This is a genomic window from Paenibacillus arenilitoris, assembly GCF_014705655.1.
GTDB lineage: Bacteria > Bacillota > Bacilli > Paenibacillales > Paenibacillaceae > Pristimantibacillus > Pristimantibacillus arenilitoris.
This window is the reverse complement of sequence record NZ_JACXIY010000049.1, coordinates 1-12,190: the sequence shown is the minus strand read 5'-3', so window position 1 is coordinate 12,190 and position 12,190 is coordinate 1. Positions and strand designations below refer to the sequence as shown.

Below are 12,190 nucleotides of genomic sequence, written 5' to 3'. Positions count from 1 at the left end.
CAAGCTTTTGACGGCGAATAAATAAAAACGTTTCGATTCAAGGACAATTTCTACTTGAATACGATTACAGTATCGTCTATAATCGTAATCGAAACGTTTCAATTTTATGTTTTGCACGTAAATCACAAGTTTTGCAAGTAATGAATAAACGAACTCAGTAAATTTTAGTGTTTTTCGAAACGTTTCGAGCGATCGGCAAACGAGCCTTCCGGTCTCATGTAATGAAATGGGAATCTCGGGACATTCTAACTTAAGACGGCGCATGTCCGGATGCTGATCCAAGCGGACGATTCGAAGGGGAGCCTGGACGGAATGACTGCATTCCGTTCCAGGCGGGGAAAGCGGCTTCTGAAACCAACAACTACGACTGATCGAGAGGGGATTGCGAGAATGAAAAAGACGATGGCATTAATGACGACTGTCGCTCTTGGCGCCGGCTTGCTGGCGGGCTGCGGAGCAAACAACAATGCGGAGGGCGGCGCTAATGGCGGCAACGGCGGCGCGGCCGACGAGAAAGTGACGCTGAGCGTCTGGGGCATGGGCGAAGAAGCGAAGACGCTGCCGAAACTCGCAGAGGAGTTCACGAAAGAAAATCCGAACATTACGATCAACGTGCAGGCGCTGCCTTGGGATCAAGGACACGAGAAGCTGCTGACGGCGATCGCTTCCAAAAAAGGTCCTGACGTCGTTCAGATGGGTTCGTCCTGGATTCCGGAATTCGCGGACGCAGGCGCTCTCGCCGATCTGGCTCCTTACGCCGAGCAATATCCGGAGCTGAAGCAGGAAAACTTCTACGCGGGCGCCGTCGAAGCGGGAACGTACGAAGACCAATACGTCAGCACGCCATGGTACGTCGAGACTCGCGTTCTGTACTACCGTACCGACCTTCTGAAGGAAGTCGGCTACGACCAAGCGCCGCAAAATTGGGAAGAGCTGTCCGATGCGGCGCAGAAGCTTGCGGCTCGCGGCGACGGCAAGTACGGCATCAGCATCGATCCGAAGGAACAATCCTTGGGCTTCATGTTCGCCCGCCAGAACGGCGCGGAATGGTTCACGGCGGACGGCCAGCCTGACTTCGCGAGCGACAAGTTCGTCGAAGCGGTCGAATACATCAACAGCTTCTACCAGAACGGCTCCGCGCCGAAGGATCTCGGTCTCGACATCATCCCGGCGTTCAAGGAAGGCATCCTGCCGATGTTCATCAGCGGCCCTTGGATGATTAAGCTGATTCAAGACCAAGCGGCCGACATCGACGGCAAATGGTCCATGGCCGTTCTTCCTAAGAAAGAAAACAACACTTCGTTGCTCGGCGGCTCCAACCTGTCGATCTTCGAATATTCGAAAAACAAAGACGCCGCGGCGAAATTCGTTGCTTTCATGAGCAAAGCCGAAACGCAGCTGAAGTGGATGGAATACACGAGCTCCTTGCCTGCCGCAACGGCTGCTTGGGAAGACGATTCGCTCAAAAACAACGACTTCTACAAAGTCATCGGCGAGCAGCTGAACGCCGCGGTTCCGATGCCGGTCATTACGGCTTGGTCGCAAATCAGCCAAAGCTACGTGAAGCACTTCGAAGTCATCTACCGCAACAACGCGGACGTGAAGAAAGAGCTTGAAGCTTTCAATGCGGACGCCGTCAAATTCATGAAATAAGATTGACCAGCTTAGCATGACGGCGTTCGCGGCTTTAAGCCGCGGCCGCCGTCAACGTACGAAGCGGGCCGGCTGCACAGGCCGGCCCGCTCCCATATTTGCCACGGCATGAAAGAAGGAAGTGACCGTTCCTGATGAAGAGTTTTCTGAATAAGCAAGCTCCCTATATCTTTATCGCGCCAACCTTGCTGCTGCTTACCTTGTTCTCCATCTTTCCGATCGCGGTCGCGCTCGTGATCAGCTTCACGGACATGGATCTGGGCGGGCTGGCGAACTTCGACCGGGTCGGATTTATCGGATTCGACAATTACGTCGAAGTTATCAAAGATCCCGTCTTCCTGAAGGCGATTCTGAATACGCTGTTCTACGTCGTCATCGGCGTGCCGCTTGTCATTTTATTTTCACTGACTATCGCTTTGTTGATCAACCTGGGCACGTCCCGCATCTTCAAAGCGTTCCGGGTCGTCTACTACCTCCCTTCCGTGACCAACATCGTCGCTGTCGCGGTCGTTTGGAGTTATCTCTATAATCCGGCGCTCGGCCTGTTCAACTACATGCTGAATTCGGTCGGTCTGCCCGACGTGCCGTGGCTTACGGAACCGACGGTCGCCAAGCTGTCCCTGATCCTGCTCGCGCTATGGAAGGCGATCGGCCTCAACATGATCATCTTCATTGCGGCGCTGCAAGGCATTCCGAAGTCCTATTACGAAGCCGCTCAGCTTGACGGGGCGAACACGTGGCAGCAGGTGACGTTGATCACGATTCCGATGCTGCGCTTCGCCATCTTCTTCGTCTCGATCACGACGATGATCGGCTGGCTGCAGTTCTTCGAGGAACCGTTCGTCATGACCGACGGCGGCCCTCTCGACGGCACGCTGTCCGTTTCGCTCTTCATCTATCAGAACGGATTCCAATTCAACAATTTCGGTTATGCGGCTGCCGGCTCTTTCGTTCTGTTCGTCTGCATTATCGCCGTCACGCTCGTTCAGCTAAGGGTGCAGAAGAACGAGTCGGACATGACTTAAGGCAAGGGAGAGATTACGATGAGTTCAACTACCGCAGGCAAACGGAAGCGCTCGCGCGAGCGCGAAGGCGGCCGTGGGTTCCAATGGATTTCCGGTATCGTGCTGACGATCGGCGGCCTGTTCTTCCTGCTGCCGTTCTTCTGGATGATCATGTCCTCCTTCAAGCCGGAGGCCGAAATCGTCCAAATTCCGCCGACTTTATGGCCGGAAAATTTCACCATGCACAATTTCGCGTATTTGTTCGAAAATATGAATTTCGGCGTCTATCTCAAAAATACGCTGATCATCGTCGCCTTCTCGTTCGTCGGCCTGCTGCTGAACGCGATCGCCGGCTTCGGCTTCGCCAAATACGATTTTAAAGGCCGGAACGCGCTGTTCGTGCTCGTCCTGGCGACTATGATGATTCCGAGCCAGGTGACGATGATTCCGGTCTACCTGATCCTCAACTCGCTCGGTCTGACCAATACGATGACAGGCATCGTGCTGCCCGGACTTGTCGGCGCCTTCGCGATCTTCCTGTTCCGCCAGTTCATGTCGACGATTCCGACGGAGCTGCTGGAGGCGACGCGCCTCGACGGCGCAAGCGAATACCGGATTTTCCTGCAGATCGCGCTGCCGATCTCGAAGCCGATCCTCGCCGTACAAGCGATTCTGACGTTCATCGCCGGCTGGAACAGCTTCCTCTGGCCGCTCATTATTGCGAACGACGAGGGATTGTACACGTTGTCGGTCGGATTGTCCTTGCTCAAGGGGCAATACGCCGCGAATTTCGGCCTGCAGATGGCAGGAGCAACCTTCATGGTCGCACCGGTTATCGTACTGTTCACCTACTTCCAGAAGCACATCATCGAGAACTTCAGCATCTCCGGTATGAAATAGCAAGTCTAATAAATGGGGAAAGAAGGTAAAGATCATGTCGGCTTCCAAGGAAAAACGGCCTAACATTCTATTCATTATGTCGGACGACCATGCCTCGCACGCGATCGGCGCCTACGGCAGCCGCATTAACGAGACGCCGAATCTCGACCGGCTCGCGAACGAGGGCATGCGCTTCGACAACTGCTTCTGCACGAATTCCATCTGCGCGCCCAGCCGCGCGACGATTCTGACCGGCACGTACAACCATATTAACGGGGTCAAGACGCTCGGCGACGACCTGGACGGACGCCAGGTGACGTTCCCCAAGCTGCTGCAGGCGGACGGCTACCAGACGGCGATGATCGGCAAATGGCATCTCGGCCATGGCGGCCATCACGATCCGACGGGCTTCGATTATTGGAGCGTGCTGCCGGATCAGGGCGATTACCGCGATCCGGACTTTTTTGAGATGGGCACGAGGAAGAAGTTCGAAGGTTATGTGACGGACATCATTACGGACAAGTCGCTCGACTGGATCGACAAGCGCGATCCCGAGCGGCCGTTCATGCTCATGTGCCATCATAAGGCGCCGCATCGCCACTGGGAACCGGACGAGAAGCATATGCACTTATACGAGGATATCGACATACCGGAGCCGGTAACGTTCAACGACGATTATGCAACCCGTTCGCAGGCGGCCGTTCAGGCGAAGATGCGCATTGACGATTTGAACGATCTCGATACGAAAGGACCTCCGCCGGAAGGCTTGACGCCGGAAGAGGTGCGCAAATGGAAATACCAGCGCTACATCAAAGATTATTTGCGCTGCATCGCTTCCATCGACGACAACGTGGGCCGCATGCTGGACTACCTGGACGAGAAGGGGCTGGCCGAGGATACGATCGTCATCTATACGTCCGATCAAGGCTTCTTCCTGGGCGATCACGGCTGGTTCGACAAGCGGTTTATGTACGAGGAGTCGCTCCGCATGCCGTTCCTGATTCGTTATCCGAGGGAGATCAAGCCGGGCAGCGCCGCCGATGCGATGATTCTGAACACGGATTTCGCGCCGACGTTCCTGGAATACGCGGGGCTGCCGGTTCACGAACGGATGCAGGGCGTCAGCATCCGGCCGCTCCTGAACGGCGTGACGCCGGAGGGCTGGCGGACGGCGATGGCGTACCGGTATTGGATGCATCTGGACGGCTGTCACGAGGTGTATTCGCATTACGGCATCCGCACGCATCGGTACAAGCTCATTTATTACTACGCGCAAGCGCTCGGCACGACGGATTCCCGAGACGAGGACCGTCCGCCGGAATGGGAATGCTTCGATCTGGAGGCCGACCCGTACGAGCTGAACAACGTTTACGCCGACCCGGCATACGCCGAACGAGTAGCCGAATTGACGAAGCGGCTGGAGAAGCTGATGGACGAGGTGCAGGACGAATATATCCACTAGAGGTCCGGACGGACTTCCGGCGGAAGCATGGAGGAGTAACGCGTGAACGATACGGAATTGCAACGACTGCTTGACGAAATGACGCTGGAGGAGAAGGTCGATCAGCTGCTGCAGCTTGCTCCGGCTTTCTACGAAGGGGCGAACAGCGCCGGTCAAATCACGGGGCCGCTTGCGGGGCTGGGCATTACGGAGGACAATGTGCGCCGGACGGGCTCTGTGCTCGGACTCGGCGGCGCCGAAGAGGCGATCGCCATTCAGGAGGCGCATCTGCGCCATAACCGGCTGAACATACCGCTGCTTATGATGGCCGACGTCATTCACGGCTACCGGACGATCTTCCCGGTGCCGCTCGCGCTCGGCAGCTCCTGGGATTTGGATCTGGCTCAGCGCACGGCGGCGATCGCGGCGAAGGAAGCGGCGGCGGCCGGCATCCACGTGACGTTCTCGCCGATGGCGGATCTGACGCGCGACCCTCGCTGGGGCCGGGTCATGGAGTCGACGGGCGAGGATCCGTGGCTGAACGGCCAATTCGCGCGGGCGTTTGTGCGCGGCTACCAGGGCAGCGGCGTTGCCGGGGAGCCGTATAAGATCGCGGCGTGCATCAAGCATTTTGCCGCGTACGGGGCGGCCGAGGGCGGCCGGGATTACAACACCGTCGATATGTCGGAGTGGATGCGCCGCGCGTATTACATGCCGTCGTACAAGGCGGCTTTGGATGAGGGCTGCGAGATGGTCATGACGGCCTTCAATACGGTGGACGGCATCCCGGCCACGGGCAACCGCAGGCTGATGCGCGACCTGCTGCGCGGGGAGTGGGGCTTCGACGGCGTGCTGATCTCCGACTGGGGCGCGGTGAAGGAGATGATTCCGCACGGCGCGGCCGAGGACGAGCGGGAATGCGCGCGCAAGGCGATCGAAGCCGGCGTCGACATCGAGATGATGTCGCCTTGTTACCCGCATCATCTGCGGGAGCTGGTCGAGAGCGGAGAGGTGGACGTCCGGCTCGTGGACGAGGCGGTAATGCGCATTTTGAAGCTCAAGCGCAAGCTTGGGCTGTTCGAGAAGCCGCATCGGTACGCTGATCCGGCGGCGGAGCGGAACATTCTGCTTAGCGAGGAGCATCTCGCGGCGGCGCACGAAGCGGCGCTCAAGTCCTGCGTGCTGCTGAAGAACAATGGCGTGCTGCCGCTTGCGAAGGCTGCGAAGATCGCGCTTGTCGGGCCGTTCGCGGCCAGCAGCGATCTGCTTGGCCCATGGTCGTGCATGGGCAGGCGCGAGGAAGCCGTTACGCTGGCGGACGGCATGCGCGCCATTGCAGGCTCGGCCGCAGTTACGGTCGCGGGCTGCGGCGCGGAGCGTATGACGGACGAGGAGCTTGCGGCGATGCTTGACGCGGCGCGTTCGGCCGATGTAGTCGTGCTGGCGCTCGGCGAAGACTCGGAGATGAGCGGCGAAGCGGGGTGCCGCGCGAACATTCGCTTGCCGGGCCGCCAGCTGGAGCTGATCCAGCGGGTACGCGAGCTGGGCAAGCCGCTAGCGGTCGTGCTGTTCAACGGACGGCCCCTTGACCTTCATGGCGTGCTGGATGAAGCCGACGCCTTGCTCGAGGCGTGGTATCCCGGAACGAGAGGCGGCGCCGCGGTTGCGGAGCTGCTCTATGGCGATGCCAATCCGTCGGGACGCCTGACGATGAGCTTCCCGCATTCGGTCGGCCAGGTGCCGGTCTACTACAACTCGTTCAACACGGGTCGTCCGCAAAGCTCTCCGGATGCGCCGGTTCGTTACGAATCGCAATATCTGGACATTCCGAACGCGCCGCTGCTGCCGTTCGGCTATGGACTAAGCTATGCGGAGTTCCGGTACGGCGCGGCTGAGCTGTCGGCCGTCTCGCTTCGCCCAGGCGGCAGCCTGCAGCTGACGGTCAGCGTGACGAACGCAGGGGCTCGCCAAGGCGAGGAGACGGTGCAGCTCTATGTGCGCGACATCGCCGGCGACACCGTCCGGCCGCTCCGCGAGCTGAAGGCGTTCCGCAAGGTGGCGCTCGAACCGGGCGAGACGAAGGAAGTCAGGTTCGAAGTGACGGAAGAGATGCTCCGGTATCATCACGCGGATCTGTCGTTCGAGAGCGATCCGGGCGGGTTCAAGATCATGGTCGGACCGAACAGCAGAGACGTGCAGGAGCTTTCGTTCAAGCTGTTGGCCGGTTAATGGGATAAGAGAAATAACGGATAGAAGATTGTAGATAGAGGAAAGCGGGAAAGGAGCACGGCAATGAGTATGGAACAGGTGGATAAAACGATTTCCGTGCAGGCGGACGGGCTCGCGTTCACGTTCTTGAACAGCGGCGACCTTCGCGAGATCGGATACGAGGGATTCATGGTCAATCAGATCATGTCGAATCCGCTGGACGGATCAATGAACAATCTGTATTTGCGCGTGCGCAAGGACGGGCGAATCCAGTCCGCGCCTCTGCTCGGCGTGCGCTCGGGGAGCAAGGTCAGCGCGTCCGACCGCCGCGTCCGGTGGACGGGCGAGGCGCTGGGCGTCTCGTATCGCGTGACGTTCACGCTGATGCCCGGGCTGATCTGGTTCTGGGAGGTCGCGCTTAGCGGCGAAGGCGTCGAAGCGGACGTGTTGTACGGGCAGGATGTGGGACTTGCGGACAAAGGCGCCGTTCGGACGAACGAGGCGTACATGTCCCAATATGTCGGTCATACCGCTTTCCGGACGGAAGAGAGGGGCTACGCGGTCTGCTCGCGACAGAATCAGCCAATGTCGACTGGCTTCCCGTACTTGCAGCAAGGCTCGCTTACGGGTTCGGCGGGGTATTCGACGGACGGCTTCCAGTTCTTCGGTCTCTCGTACAAGGAGACGGACGTTCCGGAAGCGCTCGGTCGCGAGCATCTGGCGAACAAGGTGTACCAGTACGAATTCGCGTACACGGCGCTGCAGTCGGAGAAGGCGACGCTTGGAAGCGGGGAGACGGCCTTCGTCTTCTACGGCCTCTTGAAGCCGGACCATGCGGAAGCGATCGGTGAGCTGGAATACGCGGGCGAGATCGAGAACGCTTGGGAAGGCGCCAAGGCATTGAAGGATGACGTGCTTCGCCCGGCAGGCGAGCCGCTCTCGTGGAACGAACGCTTCGGTCCGCCGCTGCAAGCGGATGGGATGACGGAACGGGAGATCGAAGCGCTGTTCCCCGGTCGCCTGCAGGAAGAACGCGAAGGCGGCGAGCTGTTGTCCTTCTTCACGGATAAGTACGAGCATGTCGTGCTGAAGGCGAAGGAGCTTCGCATGGAGCGTCCGCACGGCCACATTGTCATGAGCGGAGACAACGCGCGAATCAACGATCGCGTCGTATCGTCGACGAACTATATGTACGGCCTCTTCCACTCGCAGATCACGGTGGGCAACACGTCGTTCAACAAGCTGATGACGAACGCGCGCAATGCGCTGAATGTGCTGAAGACGTCGGGCCAGCGGATTTATGTGGAGATTGATGGCCGTTACCGCTTGCTGACGCTGCCGTCGCTGTACGAGCTTGGCTTCAATTATGCGCGTTGGCATTACAAAATAGATGGCGACCTCTTGCGCGTGACGGCATGGACATCGCCGGACGCGCCGGACCTCGCGCTCGAAGCGGTCTCGCGCGAGGGCAAGACGTACCGCTTCCTCGTGACGAACCAAATCACGATGAACGACAAGGAATACGAGCTTCCGTTCCGCATGGAGCGGGAAGACGGCGGCGAGCTTATTTTCCGCGCGGATCCGGCATCGCTCAGCTCTAGCGTTTATCCGGAACTGCACTTCCGGCTCGGCGTCAGCGGCGCGGACATGCAGGTGCTGGACGAGACCGCGCTGGCGGCAGGCGCGCTGGCAGGCTCCGCGTCCCTGGTCGTGCTGGAGCTTGAACCGACTGCCAAGTGGCGGCTGACGATTCAGGGCAGGCTTGAGAAGACTCCGGGAGCGGCGGCGGAGCAAGGCGGCCCGAACGGCCGGAGCGAGCGTCCCGCGGAAGCCGATATCGAGGCTTACCGCGACTTCCTCGCTAGCGTCATGAACGGCTTCGGGCTGTCGCACGACTCGAAGGACAAGAAGACGGAGCTGGAGAAATTTAACGCGCTGGCATGGTGGTACACCCACAACATGCTCGTCCATTATTCCGTGCCGCATGGTCTCGAGCAATATAGCGGCGCCGCTTGGGGCACGCGCGACGTATGCCAAGGCCCGACGGAATACTTCCTGGCGATGGGCAAGTTCGGCCAGGTGAAGGAAATTTTGAAGACCGTCTATTCGCATCAATACATCGAAGAGGGCAATTGGCCGCAATGGTTCATGTTCGACCGGTATTACCGGATTCAACAGGAAGAGAGCCACGGCGACGTCATCGTATGGCCGCTCAAGGTGCTCGGCGATTACTTGCGGATGACCGGCGATTACGCCTTGCTGGATGAGCGCGTGCCTTATACGGGACATGGCGGAGAGCTGACGGCGGAGACCTATACCGTTCTCGACCACGCGCGCAAGGAAATTCAGTATATGAAGGATCATTTCCTGCACGGCACAAGGCTGTCGTCGTACGGCGACGGCGACTGGGACGATACGCTGCAGCCTGCGAACGCGAAGCTGAAGCAATTCATGATCAGCAGCTGGACCGTGTCGCTGACGTTCCAGACGTTCACGCAGCTGGCCCGCGCATTGGCAGGCCGAGGCGGCGAGCTGGCGGCTCTGGCCGCGGAGCTTGGCGAGCTGGCGGAAGGCATCGAGGAAGACTTCAACCGTTACCTCGTGAAGGACGGCGTAACGTCCGGCTTCGCATATATGGAGGAGCCGGGCGCGATCGACCTGATGCTGCATCCGGACGATGACAAGACCGGCATCCGGTACCGGCTGCTGCCGATGACGCGCAGCATGATCGGGGAGCTGTTCGACAAGGAGCAAGCGGAATCGCATTATCGCTTAATCAAGCAAGAGCTTCTCTGTCCGGATGGGGTGCGTCTCATGAACCGTCCGGCCGACTATGCGGGCGGCGTCAGCACGCGATTCAAGCGCGCCGAGCAGGCGGCCAACTTCGGACGCGAGATCGGTCTGCAGTATGTCCATGCGCATATCCGCTTCATCGAGGCGATGGCCAAGCTGGGCAAGACGGAGGAGACGTGGAAGGCGCTTGAGACCATTAATCCGGTCGGCATTCGAGACGTCGTGCCGAACGCGGATATTCGCCAGAGCAACGCTTACTTCAGCAGCTCCGACGGCAAGTTCGACGATCGTTACGAAGCCGCGGAAGGCTTCGGCAAGCTGCGCGCAGGCGAAGTGCAAGTGAAAGGCGGTTGGCGTATCTATTCCAGCGGTCCGGGCATCTACATGAACCAGCTGATCTCGAACGTGCTCGGCATTCGGCAGGAGGGCGGCGGTCTCGTGCTGGATCCGGTATTGCCGGCCGATCTGGACGGCCTCTGCTTCCGCTTCGGCTGGATGGGCAAGGCGATCCTGATCCGTTATGCCGTCGGCGGCGAATCGGTCTGCAGCGTGACCGTGAATGGAGTGCCGGTCGAGACGGCCGAGCAGCCGAACCGCTACCGCCGCGGCGGCGTGCGGATTGCGCGGGAGAAGCTAGAAGCGCTGCTCGCAGCGAATAGGACGAACGAAATCGCGATCGTAATGGCTTAAGCGCTGCGCGTAGACGAGTGCGGCGTTTCCTTCCTATCCGCGGATGGGTAGAGTTGGCTTAAGCGGGAACGGTGGGGCAGTCGGGGGCAAAGGTTCTGAGAGGATATGCGAAATCGCAGTAATCCGGCGGACCGTAACCCCCATTGCCCCGCTTTCTGTTATAATTCAGGACATGGAATTGTCGAAAATGCTGTGCGCCGCTCCGCCAGGACGGCACAGAACCGAGCTGTCTATAGATGCAGCTAACGGTTCGTCCGCAGCACCGGCCGTTTACACTTTGAATGAACGCGGTTAGCAAGCGATAGGAGCGATAGCTGTGGTAAGCATCAAGGACATTGCCAAGCACGCGGGGGTTTCCATCTCGACCGTATCTTACGCGCTCAACGGAAATCCGAAGGTGACGGAAGAGACGAGCAAGCGGATTCTCGCCGTGGCCAAAGAACTGAATTATGTGCCGAACGCGGCCGCCCGCACGCTGAAGAAGCGGGAGACGCGAATTATCGGCGCGTTCCTGACGACCTTCGAAGGGGCTTTCTACGGGGAGCTGCTTCAAGGCATGAAGGAAGAAATGAACAAACACGGGTACGACCTCGTCATCTGCAGCGGAACGCAGTCGCATCGGATGCTGCCGGAAGGCATGCTGGACGGCGCGATCATTCTCGACCGGCTGTTCTCCGACAAGGAGCTGCTGCTGCACGCGAACCGGGGACACAAGCTCGTCGTGCTCGACAGGAAGCTTAAGCATGACAATATTGTGCAGGTGCTGCTGGACAATAAAGCCGGCGCTACGTTCGCGATGGAGTATTTGCTTCGCCGGGGGCACAAGAAGCTGTACGCGGTATCGGGACCCGAAGGCTCGTTCGACTCCGTGCAGCGGCTCGCGGCCGCGCGCCAGACGGTGGAGCGCGGAGGGCCGGGCATCCGGTACGAGGAGCTCCCGGGCAACTTCGACAAGGCGAGCGGCGCAGCGGCGGCAAGGCGGATCATAGCCGAATACGACGGCCCCGTCGGCGTATTCTGCCTTAACGACGAGATGGCGATCGGCATGTACCATGCGCTGAAGGGGACGCCGTTCCGGATCGGCGAGCATGTCCACGTGGTCGGCTTCGACCATATCGACATCGCCGATTACGTGCAGCCTCGCCTTGCCACGATCGATTATTCCGAGCGGAGATGGGGCGCGGTGGCCGCAGAGCAGCTGATCAAGCTGATCGAAGGCGGCAGCTCAGCCGAGCATGAGCGCATCTATGTCTCGCTCGTCGAAGGGGATTCGGTTGGACGGGCGAACGGCTAGTGTTGAGAAGAATGGCGATGCTGAGGGAGCTCATCCCTGCATCGCCATTTCTGGTTTTTGAGTTAATTCTGCCTTCCCTTCGTCAATAATGGGCGAAGCGCAAACGCCCCCACCTCTAGGCTTGTTTTTTAATTTCAAAAACTGCACTAGCCATGCATCAAACCTGACACTGTGGATAAAAAATCGTGGGCGCTACACTTATCCCCTGAAATTTTGAATATTTTTCCA

7 protein-coding genes are annotated in these 12,190 nt (G+C 59.0%); all 7 read left to right on the top strand.

Features of this window, described 5'->3' with window-relative positions; translation table 11 throughout:
* Positions 1-390 precede the first annotated feature (390 nt).
* The 7 genes from IDH41_RS28205 to IDH41_RS28175 all read left to right on the top strand — a co-directional run bounded on the left by IDH41_RS28205 (position 391) and on the right by IDH41_RS28175 (position 11,962).
* Positions 391-1,653 (top strand): sugar ABC transporter substrate-binding protein, encoded by a 1,263-nt coding sequence (locus IDH41_RS28205; RefSeq protein ID WP_190867177.1) that lies wholly within the window; start codon positions 391-393, stop codon positions 1,651-1,653.
* Positions 1,654-1,787: 134 nt separating this feature from the next.
* Complete coding sequence (locus tag IDH41_RS28200; protein WP_190867175.1) at positions 1,788-2,678, top strand: carbohydrate ABC transporter permease; 891 nt, start codon at positions 1,788-1,790, stop codon at positions 2,676-2,678.
* Positions 2,679-2,696: 18 nt separating this feature from the next.
* Positions 2,697-3,557, top strand: a complete 861-nt coding sequence (locus tag IDH41_RS28195) for a carbohydrate ABC transporter permease (protein WP_190867173.1) — start codon at positions 2,697-2,699, stop codon at positions 3,555-3,557.
* A gap of 34 nt (positions 3,558-3,591) precedes the next feature.
* Entirely contained in the window at positions 3,592-4,998 is a 1,407-nt protein-coding gene (locus IDH41_RS28190; RefSeq protein ID WP_190867171.1) for a sulfatase family protein, read from the top strand.
* A 42-nt stretch (positions 4,999-5,040) separates the two neighbouring features.
* Positions 5,041-7,206: a glycoside hydrolase family 3 N-terminal domain-containing protein gene (locus IDH41_RS28185; RefSeq protein ID WP_317890832.1), complete on the top strand. Its 2,166-nt coding sequence runs from the start codon at positions 5,041-5,043 to the stop codon at positions 7,204-7,206.
* 69 nt (positions 7,207-7,275) lie between these two features.
* On the top strand, positions 7,276-10,668 hold the full coding sequence (locus IDH41_RS28180) for a GH36-type glycosyl hydrolase domain-containing protein (RefSeq protein ID WP_190867239.1): 3,393 nt from the start codon (positions 7,276-7,278) through the stop codon (positions 10,666-10,668).
* A gap of 316 nt (positions 10,669-10,984) precedes the next feature.
* Positions 10,985-11,962 (top strand): LacI family DNA-binding transcriptional regulator, encoded by a 978-nt coding sequence (locus tag IDH41_RS28175; RefSeq protein WP_190867168.1) that lies wholly within the window; start codon positions 10,985-10,987, stop codon positions 11,960-11,962.
* The last annotated feature ends 228 nt before the right edge of the window (positions 11,963-12,190 follow it).

Bases quoted from the DNA above. Each gene is read 5' to 3' on its own strand.
- IDH41_RS28195 (WP_190867173.1), top strand. From the start codon at position 2,697: ATGAGTTCAACTACCGCAGGCAAACGGAAGCGCTCGCGCGAGCGCGAA.
- IDH41_RS28190 (WP_190867171.1), top strand. From the start codon at position 3,592: ATGTCGGCTTCCAAGGAAAAACGGCCTAACATTCTATTCATTATGTCG.
- IDH41_RS28205 (WP_190867177.1), top strand. From the start codon at position 391: ATGAAAAAGACGATGGCATTAATGACGACTGTCGCTCTTGGCGCCGGC.
- IDH41_RS28200 (WP_190867175.1), top strand. From the start codon at position 1,788: ATGAAGAGTTTTCTGAATAAGCAAGCTCCCTATATCTTTATCGCGCCA.
- IDH41_RS28180 (WP_190867239.1), top strand. From the start codon at position 7,276: ATGGAACAGGTGGATAAAACGATTTCCGTGCAGGCGGACGGGCTCGCG.